Genomic DNA, 20,959 nt, shown 5'->3' with positions numbered 1-20,959 from the left:
GGGTCAGTTCTCCTCGTCCGTGTGGCCGGAGTAGTCGGCGTGGTGCGGGTTCTCCCAGATGACGCTGCCGCCCTGGCCCAGGCCCACGCACATGGCGGTCAGGCCGTACCGGACCTCGGGGTGCTGCTCGAACTGCCGGGCGAGCTGCGTCATCAGGCGAACGCCCGAGCTGGCCAGCGGGTGCCCCATGGCGATGGCGCCGCCGTACGGGTTCACGCGCGGGTCGTCGTCGGCGATGCCGTAGTGGTCCAGGAAGGACAGCACCTGCACGGCGAACGCCTCGTTCAGCTCGAACAGGCCGATGTCGTCGATGGTCAGGCCCGCGGACTTGAGCGCCTTCTCCGTGGAGGGCACGGGGCCGTAGCCCATGATCTCCGGCGGCACGCCGGCGTAGCCGTAGGACACCAGGCGCATCTTCACGGGCAGGCCCAGCTCGGCGGCGACGTCGCCCGAGGCGAGGACGGCGGCGGTGGCGCCGTCGGTCAGCGGGGACGACGTCGCGGGGGTGACGCGGCCACCTGCGCGGAACGGCGTCTTCAGGCCCTGGATGGACTCGAAGGTGGTCTCCGGGCGGGGCAGCTCGTCGGTGGTGGCCAGGCCCCAGCCCAGCTCGGCCGAGCGGACGGCGACCGGCACGAGGTCCGGGTCGATGTTCCCGTTGGCCAGCGCCTTGGCGTACTTGGCCTGCGACTCGACGGCGAACCTGTCGGCCCGCTCCTTGGTGAGCTGCGGGAACTTGTCGTGCAGGTTCTCCGCCGTGACGCCCATGTTCAGGGACTGCGGGTCCACGAGCTTCTCGGCGACGAACCGGGGGTTGACGTCGGCGTCGAACCCCATCGGGTGGCGGCCCATGTGCTCCACGCCGCCCGCGATCACGACGTCGGCGGCGCCCATGGCGATGCCCGCGGCGGTGGTGGTGGCGGCCGTCATGGCGCCGGCGCACATGCGGTCGATGGCGTAGCCCGGCACGGACTGGGGGAGGCCGGCCAGCATGCCCACGGTGCGGCCCAGGGTGAGCCCCTGGTCGCCCTGCTGCGTGGTGGCGGCGATGGCCACCTCGTCGATCCGCTCCGGGGGGAGCTCGGGGTGCCGCCGCAGCAGCTCGCGCACCACCTTGACGATCAGGTCGTCGGCACGCGTCTCGGCGTACATGCCGTCGGGCTTGGCCTTGCCGAACGGCGTCCGGGCGCCGTCGACGAAGACGACGTCGCGTACGGCACGGCGGGCACGCGGTGTTTCCGGGGCTGCGGTCATCAGCAGAACTCCTGGGGGTTTTCGGGACGGCGGCGTCCATGAGCGACGCCGCTGGATCGAGATACACGCTACCGCGAGTACCGGTAAAAAGCACGCACGAGCTGAGACGGGGTCGCGCCGGATTTTGGAACGGAGTCTCGAAACGCAGAAAGTGCGCTTCTACCCAGCGATTGGGCCCGAAATCAGGGTGATTCCGGGCCCAATCGCTGGGTAGAAGCGCACTTCCGTGGCGCCAGGTGAGCCGCGGGCGGCGGCGCCGGCGGTGCGGCGGCGGCCGCTAGTTGCCGCGGAGCTTGCGCACGACCTTCTTGGCCGTCGGCAGCGCGCTGTTCCAGGTGGTGTACCAGCGCGAGAACGACACGTCGATCGAACCCACGAGCTCGTCGGTGTGCTTGGCGAAGCTCTTCTTGAAGTCGCTGATGCCGTCGTTGAGCAGGCCGTTCATGTCGTACCGCACGAGGCCCTGCTCCCGGGCGATCTCGATGGTGCGCCAGTAGGTCGGCGCGGTGGCCGTGGCCTTGCGGCCGGCGTCGTTGCCGCCGCCGTACAGCAGGAACGACGTGCTGGCCGAGTTGACGCACCACGCGAAGCAGGCGGGCACGTCGTCGATGTACGTCGCCACCAGCACGGACTTGTCGCCGAGCTTCCGGTTCACGTCCAGGTAGTACTCGTCCGAGTGGATGGCGAACCCGGCGCGCTGGGCGGTCTCCTTGTAGACGTCGAGCACGCGCAGCACCTCCGCGTCCTCCGTGACCCGGCGGATGTCCAGCCCGGACCGCGAGCCCTTGCGGATCTCGTACCGCGTGGACTTGCGCATGTCCGCCATCAGCTCGTCGGCGGGCCGGGTCAGGTCCAGGATCAGCGTGCTCGGGATGAGGATCTGGTTCGGCGCGTACCGGCGCCCCGCCAGGTCGAGCTGCGTGCCCGCGGGCCAGTCCGGCTCGATGGTGATGCCGACACCGCCCACGTTCTCGCGAGCCCACTCCACGACCGTGTTGGTCACCGCGTTCCGGGTCGCCGTGTCGCCCACGCCGAAGACCGCCTGGGCGGTCTCGCCGTCGTGGTGCGCGACGACGGGGCCGCGCGGCACGTACGACAGCGCCTTGAACTGGGCCGGCAGCGGCCGCACCAGCAGCTGCGCCAGGCCCACGGTGGCGCCGTCCTCGGTGACCCGCAGCCGGTGCGCGCGCCAGTTCCCGGCGGCCTTGACCTCGCCCCAGCCCCAGAGCTGGAGCGGGTGCCCGCCCAGGGCGAGGACCTCGCGGTCCCAGGTCGAAGGATCGGTGACGACGTCGACGGCGAGCGTGATGGGCTCCGACAGGGCTGGCATGGGGACGACTCTACTGGGGTGGGCGCGTCGCTTTCACACCGGTTCCTGCGCGGCCTGCGCGAACACCCGCTCCAGGCCCGTGCACAGGAGCCCCGTCTGCCACGTACGAGCGCCGCGGCCCCGCAGGAACTCGGCGATCCCCGCGGCGTCGGCGGACGCCGGCGGCGTCCAGCACAGCCGGCGCAGCGCGTCGGGCTGCAGCAGGTTCTCGACCGGGACGCTCAGCTCGGCAGACAGCGCCGTCACGAGCTCCCGGGCGAGGGTGAGGCGGCGCGCCGCGACGGGGTCGCGGTCGCCCCAGGTGCGCGGCGGCGGCGGGCCGTCGGAGCGCGGGCCCCGCACGCTCGGCAGCTCGGCCTCGGGCAGGGCGCGCGCGTCGTCGATCGCCTTCTGCCAGTACGCGGCCCGGCGCTTGGTGCCCTTGCCCGCGAACTCGGGCAGCAGCACGAGCTGGCCGGCGGTCTTGGGCATGGCCTTGGCCGCCGCGACGATCGCGCGGTCGGGCAGCACCCGGCCCGGCGAGATGTCGCGCGCCTGGGCGCTCGCGTCGCGCGCGACCCACATCGCCCGGACGGCGGCGACCTGGCGCGGGTTGCGCAGCACGTGCATGCCGGACGTGCGGCGCCACGGGTCGACGCGCGGCGCCGGCGGGGGCGCGGTGCGCACGGCCTCGAACTCCTGCTCGGCCCACTGCGTCTTGCCGGCGGCCTCCAGGCGCTCGGCGAGGCGGTCGCGCAGCTCGACGAGCACCTCGACGTCGAGGGCGGCGTAGCGCAGCCAGTCCTCCGGCAGCGGCCGGGTGGACCAGTCGACGGCGGAGTGCTCCTTGGCCAGGCCGAGCCCGAGCACCTCGGCCACGACGGCGGCCAGGCCCACGCGCTCCATGCCGAGCAGGCGCGCGGCGAGCTCGGTGTCGAAGACGCGCGCCGGGTGCAGGCCGTGCGCGGCGAGCCCGGGCAGGTCCTGCGAGGCGGCGTGCAGCACGAACTCGGCGTCGCCCACGGCCTCGCCCAGCGGCGCGAGGTCGGGCACGCCGACCGGGTCGATCAGCGCCGTCCCCGCACCCGCGCGCCGCACCTGGACCAGGTACGTGGCCTGCCCGTACCGGTACCCCGAGGCGCGCTCGGCGTCGGCGGCCACGGGGCCCGAACCGGCCGCGAACGCCTCGACGACCCGTGCGAACGCCCCGGGCGTCGCCACGACGTCGGGTAGCCCGTCGGCGGGCTCGGTCAGTGGCGTGACGGGTGGTGGCACGGGCGTCGATGTCTCCGCAGGGACTCCTCGCTCCGTGGTGGTCATGGGCCTACCGTATGGCGTTGCCTGGATCGGTCGGTAAAACGCCTGGTGAGAGCCGCGACCCCTTCGGGCAGCGGAGGCACCCCCGCGGCCATGGTGAGCAGCGCGGCCCAGGCGCGCAGGTGCGTGCCGAGCCGGGTGCCGACGGGCGTCCAGGACGCGCGGATCTCCAGGTCCACGGCGTCCGGCGTGCCGTGCAGGGCGCCGTAGCTCTGCGACAGCACCCGGGTGACGGTGCCGCCGTCGGCCAGCGTGTCCGTGCCCGGGACGAGCCCCGCGGTCTCCAGGGACTCGCCCACCCAGGACCAGGCGACGTCGGCCAGCATGGGGTCGGCGGCCATCTCGGGCTCCAGGGTGGCGCGCACCAGGGTCACCACGCGGAACGTGCCGTGCCACGCCTCCTGGCCCGCCGGGTCGTGCAGCACGACGAAGCGCCCGGTGGCGAGCGGGTCGTCGTCGTGGTCGTGCTCGGCGGACGGGTCGCGCGGGCCCGACGGCGCGCCGGGCAGCACGTCTCCCGCGAGGGCCACGCTGAACGGCGCCACCTTGCGCGGTGCGGGGATCTCGGTGAGACGTACCTCGGAGCGCAGTGCCGCGCCCCGCAGGTCAGCGAGGGCTGCTGCGAAGTCGCCGGGTACACCGGTGGGCGGGCCGCTGGTCACCACTTCACCGTACGTCGGCGGCGGTGCCCGCAGGGGGAGGCGCGCGGCTGACGCCGGATCGTGACCATCGCCGTGGCGAAGTGAGCCAGGGCACTAGGCTGGCAACGGGTCGCGGCGCACGCACGCGGGCGCCGGCCCGTTTCCACTGCAGAAGGAGCAAGAACGTGTCAGGCACAGCACAGATCGGCGTCACCGGGCTGGCGGTGATGGGTCGCAACCTCGCGCGGAACTTCGCACGTCACGGCTACACGGTGGCGGTCCACAACCGTTCCTACGCCAAGACCGAGTCGCTGGTCGCGGAGCACGGTGACGACGGCGACTTCGTCCCCAGCGAGTCCATGGCCGACTTCGTCGCGTCGCTCGAGCGGCCCCGCAAGGTCGTCATCATGGTCAAGGCCGGCGGTCCCACGGACGCCGTCATCGACGAGCTGGTGCCCCTCCTGGAGGAGGGCGACATCGTGGTCGACGCCGGCAACGCCCACTTCCCGGACACGATCCGGCGCGAGGCCGCCCTCAAGGAGCACGGCCTGCACTTCGTCGGCACCGGTGTGTCCGGCGGCGAGGAGGGCGCGCTGAACGGCCCGTCGATCATGCCGGGCGGAACGCCGGAGTCGTACGCGTCGCTCGGGCCCATCCTGGAGGACATCTCCGCGAAGGTGGACGGCACCCCGTGCTGCACCTACGTGGGCTCCGACGGCGCCGGGCACTTCGTCAAGATGGTGCACAACGGCATCGAGTACGCCGACATGCAGCTCATCGCGGAGGCCTACGACCTGCTGCGCCAGGGCCTGGGTGCCTCGGCCGCGGAGATCGGCGAGATCTTCGCGCAGTGGAACACGGGCGACCTGGAGTCGTTCCTCATCGAGATCACCGCGGACGTGCTCCAGCACGTCGACGCCGAGACCGGCAAGGCGTTCGTCGACATCGTGCTGGACCAGGCGGAGCAGAAGGGCACCGGCCGCTGGACGGTGCAGAACGGCCTGGACCTGGGCGTGCCGATCACCGGCATCGCCGAGGCCACGTTCGCCCGCGCCCTGTCCGGCTCCGTGCCGCAGCGCGCCGCCGGCCTGGCGGCGCTGCCCGCGCACGCCGCCGAGTGGGAGGTCAAGGACCGCGACGCGTTCATCGAGGACGTCCGCCAGGCCCTGTACGCCTCCAAGGTCGTCGCCTACTCGCAGGGCTTCGACCAGATCGCCGCTGCCGCCACCGAGTTCGGCTGGGACATCGACCGCGGCGCCATGGCCCGCATCTGGCGCGGTGGCTGCATCATCCGCGCCCGGTTCCTGAACCGGATCACCGAGGCCTACGAGCGCCAGGCGGACCTGCCGCTGCTGCTCGCCGACCCGTACTTCACCGACGCCGTCGCGAGCGGCCTGCCCGCCTGGCGCCGCGTCGTGGCCGGTGCGGCCCAGAACGGCGTGCCCACGCCGGCGTTCTCCTCCTCGCTCGCGTACTACGACGGCGTCCGCGCCGAGCGGCTCCCGGCCGCCCTGGTGCAGGCGCAGCGCGACTTCTTCGGTGCCCACACCTACAAGCGGGTCGACCGCGAGGGCACGTTCCACACCGAGTGGTCCGGCGACCGCACGGAGGCCGAGGCGTGAGGGGTTTCCCCGCGGAGCAGGGGCAGGTAGGCGGCGGGGAGCAGTCCGCTCCCGAGATGCTGGTGGTGGGGATCGGCGGCGACGTCGGGATGTACGCCCTGGTGCGCGCGTTCCACGAGCAGTACCGCACGCACGCCGTCGTGCTGTCGAAGGTGGCCACGCGTGCGATGCAGGACTCGGCGATCGCCGAGAACGTGGTGGTGCCCGGCCTGGACGAGGTGGACGTGTTCCTCTCGACCCTGGAGGGCATCGCCCAGCAGCACCGGGACAAGACCCTCATCCTGCTGACGAACGCCGACTGGCACGTGCGCACCGTCATCCTGAACCGGGAGCGGCTGGAGGCGGCGGGCTACGTGCTGCCGTACCCGTCGCTGCCGGTCCTGGAGCAGGTCAGCAGCAAGGAGGGCTTCGCGCAGGTCTGCGACCAGCTCGGCATCCCGACGCCGCGCACGGTGCCGGTCGACGTCGCCAAGCTGGTGGCCGAGGGCGGCCGCGCCGCGGTGCCGGCGCTCACGGTGGACCTGCAGTACCCGGTGGTCGGCAAGCCGTCCAACAGCGCCGAGTGGTACTACGTGGACTTCCCCGGCAAGGCGAAGATCCACCACATCGACTCCCGCGAGGAGCTCGACGTGATCCTGGGCCACCTGGCGGACGCCAACTACCCGGGCACGTTCCTGGTGCAGGAGTTCATCCCGGGCGACGAGACGCAGATGCGGTCCCTGACCGCCTACCGCGACACGTCGGGCGAGGTGACGCTCCTGGCCACGGGCCGGGTGCTGCTGGAGGAGCACACGCCGGGCACGCTCGGCATCCCGGCCGCGATCCTGGTCGAGTCGTACGACGACGCCATGGACGCGGCCACCCGGTTCCTCGACCTGACCGGCTACGTGGGCTTCGCCAACTTCGACTACAAGCTGGACCCGCGCACGGGCAAGCACGTGTACTTCGAGGTGAACCCGCGGATCGGCCGGAACAACTTCTACGTGACGGCGGGCGGGGCCAACGTGGCCCGCGTGCTGGTCGAGGACTGGGTGCTGCACCGCCCGATCCGCCCCGTGCGGGCGGTGCGCGAGGTGCTGTACACGGTCGTGCCGTTCGGTCTGCTGTCCAAGTACGTGCTCGACCCGGAGCTGAAGTCGCGGCTCAAGGCCCTGCGGGCGAGCGGCGACGTGGTCAACCCGCTGAAGTACGACGCCGACTCCGGTCTCAAGCGCCGGCTCATCGTCGAGGCGATCACGCAGAACTACCGCCGCAAGTACGCGCAGTACTACCCGGAGCCCACCGCGACGGGGTACTGATCCCCGCCGGTTCCGCCCGACGTGTCAGACGCTCAGGTCCCTCCAGGGACCTGAGCGTCTGACACGTCGGGGAGCTTTTCTCACCCATTTCTCACCCATGGGTACTTCTGCCCAGATTTAAGCCTTGCGCCCTTATTGACTGATCGGGACACTGTCTGCGCACTTGCTGGAGATTTCCGGCATGAACCGTGAGAGAGGCTTTTCCCTGATGTCGTTCATCGAGTCCATCCGGACCGTGCTGTCGAAGTACGCGACGTTCGACGGGCGCGCCCGCCGTTCCGAGTTCTGGTGGTACTACCTGGCGGTGGCCATCGTCGAGGGCGTGCTCTACTTCGCGCTCATCGTGCCGGGTCTCACGGCCTACACGACGGCCACCATGGAGTACGCCATGGCCGGCGACCCCGCCGCGCCGATCCCGGCGATGCCCGGCTCCCTGACGGCGGGCTACCTCGTCGTCTCGGTCGTCGCGCTCGCGCTGCTCCTGCCGACCCTCGCGGTGATCGTCCGCCGCCTGCACGACACCGGCAAGTCCGGCGCGCTGGCGTTCCTGCTCCTCATCCCGGTCGTCAACTTCATCCTCATCATCGTGTGGGGCGCCTCGACCGGTACCCCGGGCCCGAACCAGTTCGGCCCGGACCCCAAGGCCGTCGAGCCGGCTCCCGCCGTCTGACCTGGGTCGTGAGACCCGCGTCGCGCCGGCCCGAGGGGCCGCACCGCGACGGAACGCGGCCTGACCTAGTCTGGGCCGCATGACCAGTCCTCGTCCCGTCCTCGTGGTCGGGGCCAGCGGATACGTCGGCAGCCGGGTCGCACACGGCCTGGCTGCCGACGGGCGCACGGTGCTCGCCGCGGCCCGCCGTCCCCTGCCCGACGACGGCGGCGTGCTGCCCGTGCGGTACGACAACGCCGCCCACCTGCCCGACGCCGTCCGCGCCGCCTGCCGAGCGGACGGCGTGCCGCTGCCCGGGGCCGTCGTCGCGTCGATCGGCGGCTGGCAGAAGGGCACGGCTCTCCTGGACGAGGACCCGGAGCGGTGGACGGCGACGCTCGCCTCCCACCTCACCGCGCACCTCGACGCCGTCCGCGCGCTCGTCCCGCTGCTGGAGCCCGGCGACCCGTACGTAGTGCTGAACGGCGCCGCGTCCCGCGAGGCCATGGCCGGGTCCGGCGCGATCAGCGTCACCGGGGCCGGGCTCGCGATGCTGGTGCGGGTGCTGCGCCTGGAGGCGGAGCAGGGCGACCCCGGTGCTGTGCCCGGTGCCGTCCGGTTTCATGAGCTCGTCATCGACCACGCCGTCGCGGGCGACGACCGCAACGAGGACCCCGCCCAGACCAGGACGCCGGCCCAGGTAGTCGCCGCCCTCGGCGAGGTGCTCGACCGGCCCGGCGCGCCCGCCGTCGTGCACGTGTGACGTTGCTCTCCTGGCACGCCCCGTGACCTGACGCGCCGGTAATCTTCTGCTTCGTGACAGCCCCCACCACCGACGCGCAGACCGCCCGGACCACCGAGGCCGCCCGCACCACCCAGGCAGCCCTCAGCGCCGTCCGGCCGCAGGTCCCCGTCGACCGGCTCGTCACCGACCTGGTGCCGCCGCGGCACTTCGCCGCCGCCCGGTTCGCGACCTACCGCGCCAACCCGGCCCACCCCAGCCAGGGCGGGGCGCTGACCCGGCTGCAGGAGATCGCCCAGCAGATCACGGCCCCGCGGCGCGGCCTGTTCGCCCGCCGCCAGCCGGCCCCCGCGGTCTACCTCGACGGCGGCTTCGGCGTCGGCAAGACGCACCTGCTCACCTCGCTCGCCCACGCCGTCGATGAGGCGCTCGGCCCGGACAAGGCCGCGTACGGCACGTTCGTCGAGTACACCAACCTCGTCGGGGCCCTCGGGTTCCTCCCCACGGTCGAGGCGCTGGCCGCGAAGAAGCTGGTCTGCATCGACGAGTTCGAGCTCGACGACGCCGGCGACACCACCCTCATGTCGCGCCTCATGCGCGAGCTCGCCGACCGCGGCGTGGCCCTGGCCGCGACGTCGAACACGCTGCCCGGCGCGCTCGGCGAGGGCAGGTTCGCCGCCCAGGACTTCGCGCGCGAGATCAAGGCGCTGTCCGACCGCTTCGAGACCCTGCGGGTCGACGGCGAGGACTACCGCCACCGCGACGTCGTCACCGACCCGGAGCCGCTGACGGTCGACGAGGTCGCGGCCGCCGCGGCCCGCCCGGGCGCCACGCTGGACGCGTTCGACGACCTGCTGGAGCACCTCGCCACGGTGCACCCCAGCCGTTACGGCGCGCTGCTCGACGGCGTCTCCGTGGTCGCCCTGACCGGTGTGCACCCGGTGACGGCGCAGGCCGTGGCGCTGCGCCTCGTGGTGCTCGTGGACCGGCTCTACGACCGCGACGTGCCCGTGCTGCTGGCCGGCGCGGGGGACACCCGCGGCCTGTTCACCGAGGAGATGCTGGCCGGCGGGTACCGCAAGAAGTACTTCCGGGCGCTGTCGCGGCTCGGTGCGCTGGCCGAGGAGGGGCGTCGGCTCGTCCCGAGCGCGAACTGACGGGTCTCGACAGGCTCGACCAGCGCGCCGTCGCTCACGTCTCCGCGAGCCGCGCCTTCTCCGCCGCCACGTCGAAGTCGGCGGGCGGCCAGCCCAGGTCCAGCGACCGCAGGGCGTCGGTCAGCAGCTCGGTGACGGCCAGGCGGGCGTACCACTTGCGGTCCGCGGGCACCACGTACCAGGGCGCGTCCTTGGTGGACGTGCGGTCCAGCATCTCCTGGTAGGCCGCCAGGTACTCGGGCAGCTTGAGGCGCACGTCGATGTCGCTCGGGTTGTACTTCCAGTGCTTGTCGGGCCGCTCCAGGCGCTTGGACAGGCGCTTCTTCTGCTCGTCGGGCGACACGACGAGCGTCGCCTTCACGATCACCGTGCCCGACGCCGCCACCTCGGACTCGAACGCGTTCAGCTCGCTGAAGTGCTTGCGCCAGACCTTGACGGGCTCCAGCCGGTCCACCCGGACCACCAGGACCTGCTCGTGGTGCGACCGGTCGAAGACGCCGAGGAACCCGGGGCGCGGCAGGGCGTTGCGGATGCGCCACAGGTAGTCGTGCTCCCGCTCCTCCTCGGTCGGCACGCCGAACCCGCGGTGCATCACGCCCTGCGGGTCCACCATGCCCACCACGTGCCGCACGATGCCGCCCTTGCCGGAAGTGTCGATGCCCTGCAGCACGAGCAGCACCGACCGGTCACCGCCGGTGCGGCCGTGCGCGAAGAGGCGCTCCTGCAGGTCGGCGAGCTCCTGCCCGCGGGCGGCCATCAGCGCCTCGCCCTCGGCGCGCCCGCCCGACCAGCCGGGCGTCGCCGCCTGGTCCAGGGCGCTCAGGTCGGTGCCGCGCACCCACCGCAGGGCCTCCTGGGCGGGCGTGCTCCACAGGTCGCCCGGCTCCCGCCCGGCGTCCTTCGGAGCCGCGCCCTTCTTCGAGCTCGTGCCCTTCTTCGAGCCTGCGCTCTTTCCCGTCGACTTTCCCGGCTTCTTCGCCATCGGACGCCTCCTCGGTCGCACCGGTCGACGCCGGTCCCTGGACCCAGGTTCCCAGGTCAGGTGTCCGCGCGCAGCACGGCCGTCATCCGGGGCGGGACCGTCAGCGTGTCGCCCACCAGCCGGGTCGCGCCCGGCTCCCAGGCGGCGGCCAGCCGGAACGCCCCCGGCAGGGGTGCCCGGGAGCCCTCGGCGGGCCGCAGCAGGCTCCCGAGGCGCAGGGCGGCCAGCCCGTGGCCGGTGTTGAGCACGAACGCCAGCTTGCCCCGCAGCACCGCGATGACCGACCGGTCGGCGGTGGAGCGGATCTCCAGGGGGAGGTCCAGCTCCTCGGTGATGGCGTTGCGGATCGTGATCAGGTCGCGCGCCCAGCGCGCCAGGCGCTCGTCGCTGGCGTTGCGCGGCAGCACCGGGACGTGCACGGTGTCGAGGACCAGCGGGTTGCCCGCGAGGATCACGGTCGCCAGCACGCTGGCCCGGATGTCGACGTCGTCCACGCCGAGCAGCGCCGTGGCGGGGCTCTCCTCGCCCGCCCAGGGCACCGTGAGCTGTGCCGCGGGGAGCCGGGTGATGTCCTCGACCACGCTGGCGCCGGACCGCACGCGGCTGCGCCGTCCGCCGTTCTGGCGGGTGGCGCGGCGCACCGACGGGTGCACCAGGTCGGCGAGCATCTGCAGCGCCTGGATGTCCTCGGTCTTGCCGGGGCCCGACAGGATGCGCAGCAGGATCGAGGTGAGCCGGTCGCTGCGGCCGGGGCCGTCCACCAGCAGGCTGAACCGGCGCTCGAGCTGCTCGCCCAGGCCCACCACGTAGTCGGCCAGCTCGCCGAGGAACGGGGTGGGGGAGCGGTCCACGAGCGCGTCGACGTCGAGCACCAGGCCGTCCACGTGGTACTCGCGCAGCCAGTGCCGCGCGTCGTCCACCAGGAAGTCGCGGGGGCCGCGGCTGCCGCTGCCGTCGAGGTTGATGCGGTCGCCCACGTAGTCGGTGCGGACCGTGGGCGAGGAGGGCACCTTGCCGGCCCGGGTGCCGATCGTCGGGACCTGGCCGGTGCGGAGCTGGATGGGGCCGGTGCGCGGCCGGTCCAGGGGCACCTGGCCGGTCCGCGGGCGCATCGCCTGCAGGGCGTGCTCGCCCGCGTCGCCGACGTCGGGCCGCGCGATGCGGGGCCGGCCGCCGCCGCCCGTCAGGTACGGGCCGAAGTGCTCCAGGCCGAGCTCGTCGGCCACGGCCCAGCGGTAGGGGATGTCGAGCACGACGGCGAGGCGCGCGGCGTGCGCGGCGTCGACGAAGCGCTGGAGCGCGCGCGGGCCGCCGTACGGCTCGTGCACCGAGTAGAGGCGCACGCCGCGGGCGGGGCCGGTGGCCGGGTCGAAGGCCGCGACGGGCGCGAGCTCGACCCCCTGCACGCCGAGCCCGGCGATGGTGGGCAGCAGCTCCGCGGCGGCGTCCAGGGTGCCCTCGGGCGTGAAGGTCTCGACGTCCACGTGCATGAGCACGCTGGTGGACAGGTCGGGCGGGGACCAGGTGCCGTCGGTCCACTCGAAGGCGGGGTCGAAGACGCGCGTCGGCCCGTGGATGCCCTGCGGCAGCCACACGCTGCGCGGGTCGGGCAGCAGCGGGCCGCCGTCCACGGAGTAGCCGTAGTCGGTGCCGTGCCCGAGCACGCTGTCGGCGCCCCAGTACCCGGGTTCACCCGCGCCCACGAGGCGCAGCGGCATGTGCTCGGGCTCCTCGTACGGGTCGTACGGCACGAGCACCTCGATGATGCGGGCACGCGGGGCCCACACCACCGGTCTGGGCCCGGGAACGGGCATGTCAGGGCCCGGGCGGGGCGGTGGTGTGCTGCCTCCGGTTCCACTCCTCGGTCCGGTCACGGCCGACAGCCTAGCCCGGTGTTCCGGATGGGCGAGTCAGTACGACCACGCTTCGCCCGGTGACGGACAGACCGGTGCCCGCCTGGAGCGTCGTCCCCGGCTCGGCGCTGCCGTCCGTGTCCAGCACGACGGTCCACGACTCGCCGTAGCCGGCGGGCGGCAGGGTGAAGTCCAGCGCCTCGAAATGGGCGTTGAGCAGCAGCAGGAAGGAGTCGTCGACCACGGCCTCGCCGCGCTGTCCCGTCTCCGTGATCGCGTCGCCGTTGAGGAAGACGGCGACCGTCCGGGCGTAGGCCTGGTGCCAGTCCGTGTCGTCCATCCGGGCGCCGGTGAGGTCGAGCCACTCGATGTCCGCGGGTCCGCCCGCGGCGTTCGGCGACACCTTCCCGTCGAAGAACCGGCGGCGGTGCAGGATCGGGTGGTCGCGGCGCAGTGCCACCGCCTGCCGGGCGAACTCCAGCAGGCCGGCGCTCTCGGCGTCGAGCCCGTCGGGGCCGCCCCAGTCCACCCAGGTGATCTCGTTGTCCTGGCAGTAGGCGTTGTTGTTGCCCTGCTGGGTGCGCCCGAGCTCGTCGCCGTGCGCGATCATCGGCACGCCCTGGCTCAGCATGAGCGTCACCAGCAGGTTGCGGCGCTGCCGGGCGCGCAGCTCCTTGATCTCGGGGTCGTCGGTGGGCCCCTCGACGCCGCAGTTCCAGGACCGGTTGTGGTTCTCGCCGTCCTGGTTGTCCTCGCCGTTGGCGTCGTTGTGCTTCTTGTCGTACGACGTGAGGTCGGCGAGCGTGAAGCCGTCGTGCGCCGTCACGAAGTTGATGGACGCGATGGGCAGCCGGCCGCTGTGCTCGTACAGGTCGCTGGACCCGGTCAGCCGGGAGGCGAACTCCGGCAGCGTGGCGGGCTCGCCGCGCCAGAAGTCGCGCACCGTGTCGCGGTAGCGACCGTTCCACTCCGTCCACAGCGGCGGGAACCCGCCCACCTGGTAGCCGCCGTCGCCCAGGTCCCAGGGCTCGGCGATCAGCTTGACCTGGGAGATCACCGGGTCCTGGTGCACGATGTCGAAGAACGCGCTCAGCCGGTCGACCTCGTGGAACTGGCGGGCCAGCGTGGCCGCCAGGTCGAAGCGGAACCCGTCGACGTGCATCTCCTCGACCCAGTACCGCAGCGAGTCCATGATGAGCTGCAGCACGGCGGGGGAGCGCATCAGCAGCGAGTTGCCGGTGCCGGTGGTGTCGAAGTAGTGCGCCTCGTCGCCGTCGACCAGGCGGTAGTAGGCGGCGTTGTCGATGCCGCGGAAGCCCAGGGTCGGGCCGAGCTGGTTGCCCTCGGCGGTGTGGTTGTAGACGACGTCGAGCAGCACCTCGATGCCGGCCTCGTGCATCGCCTTGACCATGGCCTTGAACTCCATGACCTGCTGGCCGCGGCGGCCGTAGCCCGCGTACCCGTTGTGCGGGGCGAAGAACCCGATCGTGTTGTAGCCCCAGTAGTTGGTCAGGTCCTTGGCGGCCAGCGACGGGTCGGTGACGAACTGGTGCACCGGCATCAGCTCGATCGCGGTGACGCCCAGGCTCGTCAGGTGCTCGATGATCGCGGGGTGGGCCAGCCCGGCGTAGGTGCCGCGCAGCTCCTCCGGCACGCCCGGGTGCCGCATCGTGAGGCCCTTGACGTGCGCCTCGTAGATCACGGTCTCGTGGTACGGCGTGTCCGGCGGGCGGTCGTGGCCCCAGTCGAAGAACGGGTTCACCACCACGGAGACCATCGTGTGGCCCAGGGAGTCGGCGGCGTCGGGCGTGGTGCCCGTGGTGGCCTGCTCGATGTCGGAGAACGGGTACGAGAACAGCGACGGGTCGTCGTCGAGGTCGCCGTCCACCGCCTTGGCGTACGGGTCCAGCAGGAGCTTGGCCGGGTTGCAGCGGTGCCCCGACGCCGGGTCGTACGGCCCGTGCACCCGGTACCCGTACCGCGTGCCGGGGCCGACGCCGGGCAGGTACACGTGCCAGACGTGCGCGTCCGTCTCGGTGACCTCGATCCGGGTCTCGGTGTCGTCGTCCGCGAGAAGACAGAGCTCGACACGCTCTGCCACCGAGGAGAAGAGTGCGAAGTTCGTCCCCGTACCGTCGAACGTCGCCCCGAGGGGGTAGGGGCGGCCTGGCCAGGTTTGCATCGGACGATCATGACACCCCCGCCGGGTGCACGGGGGGAGATCTCGTGGTGGGCGTGCCGTCGGGGTGAAGGCTTGACGAGAATTCAAAATACTGTGCCAAGCGGATGTGCGAGCGGGCCGATTCCTGCGAGTATGGGGCCATGATCACGGCGGAACCCCAGTCCACCAACGACTCTGCCGATCCGGTACCGACGGATCTGATCGACGAGTCGAACGCTTCCTACGCCCACATCGCGCCGCCGGCGGTCCGCCGCGTCGCCACCCGTCGCGGCCTGCTCGGCGGCGGCGACGTCACCAAGGCCCCACGCAACCTCGCCGGATGCGAGCTCGACCCCATCTCGGGAGCGTCGAGCGGCGTGTCCTGGGACGACCCCGACGAGCTCTGACGCGGCCGAGCGCCGCCCGCGTCAGCGGGGCAGGCGCGCCGGGTCCACCGGGATGAGCCGCGGCATGCCCGCGGGCGCCACCTCGCTCAGCGCCAGGTAGCGCGCCTCGGCGCGGTGCAGGCGGATGTGCTCGTCGAGCGACCACTGCGGCCCGTTGGTCAGCGTCATGCCGCAGGAGCAGTCGATCTCCTCGCGGCCGCCGGCCAGGTGCCGCACCTGTCCCACGGTGACGTGGGAGGCCCGGGCGTCCGCCTTGGCCCGGTGCATCACGGCGCTCACGGGGGCATGTTCGGTCACGCCCCCACCCTAAGCGCCCCCGGAACGTCGTTGAGTGCGGGATATTCGCCCTTTCGGAGCCGTCCGAAGGGCGAATATCCCGCACTCAACGAGCAGGGGGGTGGGTCAGTGGGCGGCGTGCGTGCGGTCCAGGGCCTGCAGGACGTCGTCCAGCAGGTCCGTCACGTCCTCCAGGCCCACCGACAGCCGGACGATCGACGGCGGCACCTCGGCCTCCGTGCCCCGCACCGACGCGTGGGTCATCTCACTCGGGTAGTTCACCAGCGACTCGACGCCGCCGAGCGACTCGGCCAGCAGGAACACCTCGGTCGACTCGGCGAACGTGCGCGCGGCCGCCTCGCCGCCGGCGAGGTCCAGCGAGATCATGCCGCCGAACCGCGACATCTGGTGCGCGGCGATCTTGTGGCCGGGGTGGTCGGGCAGGCCCGGGTACAGCACGCGCGCGACGGCGGGGTGGTGCACCAGGCGCTCGGCGAGCGTCTGCGCCGTCTCGGAGTGGCGCTGCATGCGCACGGACAGCGTCTTGATGCCGCGCGTGGTCAGGAACGCGTCGAACGGGCCGGAGACGGCGCCCGCGGCGAACTGCACGTACCGCACCTGCTCCGCGAGCTCGTCGGCCCCCTCCTTGACGACGACGGCGCCGCCCACGACGTCGGAGTGCCCGCCGAGGTACTTGGTCGTGGAGTGCACCACGACGTCGGCGCCCAGGTCGAGCGGGCGCTGCAGCGCGGGGGAGGCGAACGTGTTGTCGACCACCAGCAGCAGGCCGTTCTCGTGCGCCAGCTCGGCCAGCGCGGCGATGTCGCTGATCTTCATCAGCGGGTTCGACGGCGTCTCGACCCACAGCACCTTGGACTCTGGGCGCACGGCGGCGCGCACGGCGTCGAGGTCGGCGGTGTCCACGGTCGTGTGCGCCACGCCGGCCTTGCCGTGCACGGTGCGGATCAGGCGGTGCGTGCCGCCGTAGACGTCGTTCGGCACCAGCACGTGGTCGCCGGGGGCGACGACGGCGCGCAGCAGCGCGTCCTCGGCGGCCAGGCCGGAGGCGAAGGAGATGCCGTGCGCGCCGCCCTCGATCGCGGCGAGCTGCTCCTCCAGGGCCGTGCGCGTGGGGTTGCCGCCGCGCGAGTACTCGTAGCCGCCGCGCAGGTTGCCGATGCCGTCCTGCGCGTAGGTGGAGGTGACGTGGATCGCGGGGATCGCGTCGCCGGTGGTCGGGTCGGTGTGCTGTCCCGCGTGGACGGCGAGCGTGTCGAAACGGCTGGGTCGGGCGTCGGTCATGGGAGTTCAGGTCTCTCTTCGAAGGTGTGCGTGCGGGTCAGACCGCGAGGTAGTCGAGCAGGTCGGAGCGCGAGACCACGCCGAGGGCCTTGCCGCCGTCGGTCACGAGCAGTGCGGTCTCGTCGGCCAGGGCCGCGCGCAGCGTCCCGACCGGCTCGTTGACGCCGATGAGCTGCAGGGGCCGGCCGATCAGGCCGCCCACCTCGTCCGACAGGTTCGCCTTGCCGGCGAACACCCCGTCGAGCAGCTCGTCCTCGTGCACGGCGCCGGCGATCTCGCCGAGCACCACGGGTGGTTCCGCGGTGAGCACGAGCAGCTGGGAGACGCCGGACCGGGTCATGCGGTCGATCGCCTCCCGCACCGTGTCGGTCTGGTGCACGTAGAGCAGGGGCGGGGTGCGGTCGGCCTTGGCGGCCAGCACGTCCGCGACGGTGTGGTCCTCGATGGCCGGCGCGAAGCCGTAGGACCGCATCCAGGTGTCGTTGAAGATCTTGCCGAGGTAGCCGCGGCCGCCGTCGGGCAGCAGGACCACGACGACGTCGTCGGCGCTCAGGTCGCGCGCCGCCCGCAGGGCCGCGACGACGGCCATGCCGCTGGACCCGCCCACGAGGATGCCTTCCTCGCGCGCCAGCCGGCGCGTCATCGCGAACGACTCGGCATCGCTGACCGCGATGATCTCGTGCGGCACGCCCGGGTCGTAGGCGGACGGCCAGAAGTCCTCGCCCACGCCCTCGACCAGGTACGGGCGGCCGGTGCCGCCCGAGTAGACCGAGCCCTCGGGGTCGGCGCCGGCGATGCGCACCGTGTCGCCCGAGACCTCGCGCAGGTAGCGGCCGGTCCCGGTGATGGTGCCGCCCGTGCCGACGCCGGCGACGAAGTGCGTCACGCGCCCGTCGGTGTCGCGCCAGATCTCCGGGCCGGTGGTCTCGTAGTGCGACCGGGGGCCGTTCGGGTTGGAGTACTGGTCGGGCTTGAAGGCGCCGGGGATCTCGCGCACCAGCCGGTCGCTCACCGAGTAGTACGACTCGGGGCTGTCGGGTGCGACCGCCGTCGGCGTGACCACGACCTCCGCGCCGTACGCGGTCAGGACGTTGCGCTTGTCCTCGCCCACCTTGTCGGGGAGCACGAAGACGCAGCGGTAGCCGCGCTGCTGTGCCACCAGGGCGAGGCCCACGCCGGTGTTGCCCGACGTGGGCTCCACGATGGTGCCGCCCGGCAGCAGCTTGCCCTCGCGCTCCGCGGCGTCGATGATGCGGCCCGCGATGCGGTCCTTCGAGGAGCCGCCGGGGTTGAGGTACTCGAGCTTGACCAGCACGGTGGCGCTGGTGACGCCCTCGGTCACGTGGGTGAGCCGGACCAGGGGGGTGTTGCCGACAAGGTCAACGACAGAATTGACGTACTGCACCTGTTTCTCTTCCTGTTCTGCGCGCGCGACGGCGCGCGGGGGACTGACGGACCGGCGTGGGTGGTCAGTGACAGCAACAGGAGAGGTGTGCGAGCACGCCGCAACTGTAGCGGGGCGGGCCGCTCAGTGCGAGTGCGCGATGCCCAGCTCGTGCATCCGCTCGTGCTCCTCACGCTCCTTGATGCGCTGCGCGATCCGCGCCTGCACCTCGGCCCGGCGCAGCGGCGGCACCGTCTTGGGCGGCTGACGGCGCTCGGGGAGCTCGTCGAGCAGGCGCGTCACGATGTCGGCGATCTCCGCCGTGGCGCGCTCCACCGGGTCGCGCGTGGCGTCGCTCACCTTGGTCACGCCCGTGACCTTGCGCACGAACTGCAGCGCGGCGGCGGTGATCTCCTCGTCGGTGGCGGCCGGTTCCAGGCCGCGCAGCGTGGTGATGTTTCGGCACATGCTCCGACCGTACGCCGGACGGCGCCCCCGGGGGAGGGGGCGCCGTCGGGCCTGCGATCTGGTGGGGCCGGGCCGCGAGGCGCGCGGCCGGGCGGCTCAGTGCCCGCCGGCGCTCTCGCCCAGCCCCTTGACGGGAACGGTGGCCGCGATGGCCGACGCCACCACCGCCATGCCGCAGCCGAGCAGCAGGGCGACACGGAAGCCGCTCTCGGTGGGCAGCGTGTGCTCGCCGAACGTGGTGCTCATCCGCGCCAGGACCACGCCGATGACGGCGGCCGACACCGAGGTGCCGATGGAGCGCATCAGCGCGTTGAAGCCGTTCGCGGCGGCCTTCTCGGACGCGGGCACGGAGCCCAGGATGATCGCGGGCAGCGCGCCGTACGCGAAGCCGACGCCGGCCGCCGCGACGAACGCCGTGACCGACAGGCCAACCAGCGTGTCCATGAACAGCGTGGACAGGCCGTAGCCGAGCGCCATCACGAGGCCGCCCAGGACGAGCGTCGTCTTGGGCCCGCGGGCCCGGGTGATCTGCGCGCCCACGGGCGACATGAGGGTCATCGCGATGCCCGACGGCGCCATCCACAGCCCCATCTGCAGCATCGACTGGCCCAGCCCGAAGCCGGTCGCGGACGGCGCCTGCATGAGCTGCGGCAGGATCAGGGACTGCGCGTACATGGCGAACCCGATCATGATCGAGGCCAGGTTGGTGAGCAGCACGGCGGGACGCGCGGTGGTGCGCAGGTCGACCAGCGCGGCGGGCGTGCGCAGCTCCCACCAGCCCCAGGCCAGCAGCACGAGGACGGAGCCGCCGAACAGGCCGAGCACCAGCGGGCTCGCCCAGCCCCACTCGGCGCCCTTGGAGACCGCCAGCAGCAGGGCCACGAGGCCCGCGGCGAGGCCGAGCACGCCCACGTAGTCGAACGGGGCGCGGACCCGCGCGGGTGCGGCCGGGGCCGGGATCGCCCGCCAGACGACGACGCCGACCACGACGGCGCACACGGCGATGAGCCAGAACAGGATGCGCCAGCTCGCGAACTCCGCGACGGCGGCGGCGAACGGCAGGCCGAGGGCACCGCCGATGCCGAGCGACGAGCTCATCAGGGAGATGGCGCCGGCGGTGCGCTCCTTGGGCAGCAGGTCGTGCAGCATGCTGATGCCGAGCGGGATGAACCCGGTGGCCAGGCCCTGCAGGCCGCGGCCGGTGACCATGACGGGCACCGTCGTCGCGACGGCGCAGACCGCGGACCCGAGGGCCAGCGGGATCAGCGAGATCAGGATCATCTTCTTCTTGCCGTACAGGTCGCCCAGCCGCCCCGAGACCGGGGTGCAGATGGCGCCGACGAGCAGCGTGACCGTGATGATCCAGGACGTGTCCGACGCCGGGGCGTCGAAGATGGTGGGCAGCGTCGCGACGATCGGGACCACGAGGGTCTGGGTCATCGCGACCACGATGCCGCCGATCGCCAGGATGGCGACGATGCGGTTCGGGTGGGTCACGGGGGTGGCGCCGTCGGCGGGCGGCGCGGGGCGGGACGCGGTGGTCGTCACGAGTCTCCTCGAAAGTTGTAGCTGTGCATCATGCATATGAGATCGTCATGCTCAGAGTGCCATACGATGTGCACGATGCACAGGCGTTATCGAGCAGGCGAGACCGGAGGTGGACGATGACGTCCTCGATAGATCGGATCGAGTACGAGGGCATGCTGTTCGGGCGACACCTGACGACGCTGCCGGCCGGCCGGTCGCGCCGCCGTGGCGGCCTGCTGGACCCGAGCGCCTACGTGCTGCTGAGCCTGCTGGAGGCCGGAGGGCCCTCCACCATCGCCGAGCTCACCGCCGCCACCGGCCTGGACGCCTCCACGCTCAACCGGCAGACGGCGGCGCTGCGCAAGGCGGAGCTCGCCGAGCGCTTCGACGACCCGGAGGGCGGGCCGGCGCGCAAGCTGCGGCTGTCCGAGCACGGGCAGCAGCAGCTCGACGAGGAGCGACAGGCGAGCCGGGACTCGCTCGCCGACCTCGTGGACGACTGGCCGGAGGAGGACCGGTCGCAGTTCGCCGAGCTGCTCGCCCGCTGCAACCGGGCGCTCGAGGAGCGGTCGGGGCGGTACTGGCCGCGGCCGTGAGGCCGGTCCGGCCC

General features: G+C 72.5%; 19 protein-coding genes. 7 read left to right on the top strand and 12 right to left on the bottom strand.

Annotated features, from left to right (window positions below):
* Positions 1 to 3 precede the first annotated feature (3 nt).
* From FHX71_RS13845 to FHX71_RS13830, 4 genes are all read right to left on the bottom strand, one after another.
* Complete coding sequence (locus FHX71_RS13845; protein ID WP_182617163.1) at positions 4 to 1,254, bottom strand: thiolase family protein; 1,251 nt, start codon at positions 1,252 to 1,254, stop codon at positions 4 to 6.
* A 277-nt stretch (positions 1,255 to 1,531) separates the two neighbouring features.
* Entirely contained in the window at positions 1,532 to 2,584 is a 1,053-nt protein-coding gene (locus FHX71_RS13840; RefSeq protein ID WP_182617161.1) for a lipid II:glycine glycyltransferase FemX, read from the bottom strand.
* Between the two features lie 33 nt (positions 2,585 to 2,617).
* Positions 2,618 to 3,883: an HRDC domain-containing protein gene (locus FHX71_RS13835; RefSeq protein WP_182617150.1), complete on the bottom strand. Its 1,266-nt coding sequence runs from the start codon at positions 3,881 to 3,883 to the stop codon at positions 2,618 to 2,620.
* Positions 3,880 to 4,542, bottom strand: a complete 663-nt coding sequence (locus FHX71_RS13830) for a DUF3000 domain-containing protein (protein WP_182617147.1) — start codon at positions 4,540 to 4,542, stop codon at positions 3,880 to 3,882. The genes FHX71_RS13835 and FHX71_RS13830 overlap by 4 nt, the downstream gene beginning before the upstream one ends.
* A 206-nt stretch (positions 4,543 to 4,748) precedes the next feature.
* On the opposite strand from FHX71_RS13830, the gene gnd reads away from it, so the two are divergent.
* The 5 genes from gnd (at position 4,749) to zapE (ending at position 9,989) form a co-directional block, all read left to right on the top strand.
* The gene (gnd, locus tag FHX71_RS13825; protein WP_246403161.1) at positions 4,749 to 6,143 is read left to right on the top strand and encodes an NADP-dependent phosphogluconate dehydrogenase; all 1,395 of its coding nucleotides are present in this window, start codon (positions 4,749 to 4,751) and stop codon (positions 6,141 to 6,143) included.
* Positions 6,140 to 7,441 carry a carboxylate--amine ligase gene (locus FHX71_RS13820; protein WP_312877046.1) on the top strand — a complete coding sequence of 434 codons (1,302 nt, stop codon included), beginning with the start codon at positions 6,140 to 6,142 and terminating at the stop codon, positions 7,439 to 7,441. The genes gnd and FHX71_RS13820 overlap by 4 nt, the downstream gene beginning before the upstream one ends.
* A gap of 181 nt (positions 7,442 to 7,622) precedes the next feature.
* A complete protein-coding gene (locus FHX71_RS13815) occupies positions 7,623 to 8,111 on the top strand; it encodes a DUF805 domain-containing protein (RefSeq protein WP_220489678.1) in 489 nt (162 codons plus the stop codon).
* 79 nt (positions 8,112 to 8,190) lie between these two features.
* Entirely contained in the window at positions 8,191 to 8,853 is a 663-nt protein-coding gene (locus FHX71_RS13810) for an SDR family oxidoreductase (protein WP_182617143.1), read from the top strand.
* Between the two features lie 53 nt (positions 8,854 to 8,906).
* Positions 8,907 to 9,989, top strand: a complete 1,083-nt coding sequence (gene zapE / locus FHX71_RS13805; RefSeq protein ID WP_182617140.1) for a cell division protein ZapE — start codon at positions 8,907 to 8,909, stop codon at positions 9,987 to 9,989.
* Positions 9,990 to 10,023: 34 nt separating this feature from the next.
* On the opposite strand, the gene FHX71_RS13800 is transcribed toward zapE, so the two are convergent.
* From FHX71_RS13800 to glgX, 3 genes are all read right to left on the bottom strand, one after another.
* Positions 10,024 to 10,971, bottom strand: coding sequence for a PPK2 family polyphosphate kinase (locus tag FHX71_RS13800; RefSeq protein ID WP_182617130.1), 948 nt, complete (start codon positions 10,969 to 10,971; stop codon positions 10,024 to 10,026).
* A gap of 56 nt (positions 10,972 to 11,027) precedes the next feature.
* Positions 11,028 to 12,785: an alpha-amylase family protein gene (locus FHX71_RS13795; protein WP_182617128.1), complete on the bottom strand. Its 1,758-nt coding sequence runs from the start codon at positions 12,783 to 12,785 to the stop codon at positions 11,028 to 11,030.
* A gap of 70 nt (positions 12,786 to 12,855) precedes the next feature.
* Positions 12,856 to 15,006 carry a glycogen debranching protein GlgX gene (glgX, locus tag FHX71_RS13790; protein WP_182617127.1) on the bottom strand — a complete coding sequence of 717 codons (2,151 nt, stop codon included), beginning with the start codon at positions 15,004 to 15,006 and terminating at the stop codon, positions 12,856 to 12,858.
* 140 nt (positions 15,007 to 15,146) lie between these two features.
* Here glgX and FHX71_RS13785 point away from each other — a divergent pair, with 140 nt between their 5' ends.
* Positions 15,147 to 15,392: a hypothetical protein gene (locus FHX71_RS13785; RefSeq protein ID WP_182617125.1), complete on the top strand. Its 246-nt coding sequence runs from the start codon at positions 15,147 to 15,149 to the stop codon at positions 15,390 to 15,392.
* Between the two features lie 21 nt (positions 15,393 to 15,413).
* Here the strand turns inward: FHX71_RS13785 and FHX71_RS13780 are convergent, their stop codons facing one another.
* The 5 genes from FHX71_RS13780 to FHX71_RS13760 all read right to left on the bottom strand — a co-directional run bounded on the left by FHX71_RS13780 (position 15,414) and on the right by FHX71_RS13760 (position 20,370).
* Complete coding sequence (locus FHX71_RS13780) at positions 15,414 to 15,671, bottom strand: hypothetical protein (RefSeq protein WP_182618708.1); 258 nt, start codon at positions 15,669 to 15,671, stop codon at positions 15,414 to 15,416.
* A gap of 123 nt (positions 15,672 to 15,794) precedes the next feature.
* Complete coding sequence (locus FHX71_RS13775) at positions 15,795 to 16,970, bottom strand: cystathionine gamma-synthase (protein WP_182617123.1); 1,176 nt, start codon at positions 16,968 to 16,970, stop codon at positions 15,795 to 15,797.
* Between the two features lie 37 nt (positions 16,971 to 17,007).
* Entirely contained in the window at positions 17,008 to 18,375 is a 1,368-nt protein-coding gene (locus FHX71_RS13770) for a cystathionine beta-synthase (RefSeq protein WP_182617121.1), read from the bottom strand.
* Positions 18,376 to 18,498: 123 nt separating this feature from the next.
* Entirely contained in the window at positions 18,499 to 18,822 is a 324-nt protein-coding gene (locus FHX71_RS13765) for a DUF2277 domain-containing protein (RefSeq protein WP_182617119.1), read from the bottom strand.
* 96 nt (positions 18,823 to 18,918) lie between these two features.
* On the bottom strand, positions 18,919 to 20,370 hold the full coding sequence (locus FHX71_RS13760) for an MFS transporter (RefSeq protein ID WP_182617118.1): 1,452 nt from the start codon (positions 20,368 to 20,370) through the stop codon (positions 18,919 to 18,921).
* Positions 20,371 to 20,486: 116 nt separating this feature from the next.
* Here FHX71_RS13760 and FHX71_RS13755 point away from each other — a divergent pair, with 116 nt between their 5' ends.
* The gene (locus tag FHX71_RS13755; protein WP_182617116.1) at positions 20,487 to 20,945 is read left to right on the top strand and encodes a MarR family winged helix-turn-helix transcriptional regulator; all 459 of its coding nucleotides are present in this window, start codon (positions 20,487 to 20,489) and stop codon (positions 20,943 to 20,945) included.
* Positions 20,946 to 20,959 lie beyond the last annotated feature (14 nt).

Origin of the sequence: Promicromonospora sukumoe (assembly GCF_014137995.1) — a bacterium.
Classification (GTDB): domain Bacteria; phylum Actinomycetota; class Actinomycetes; order Actinomycetales; family Cellulomonadaceae; genus Promicromonospora; species Promicromonospora sukumoe.
This window is presented reverse-complemented; position numbering and strand designations above follow the sequence as displayed.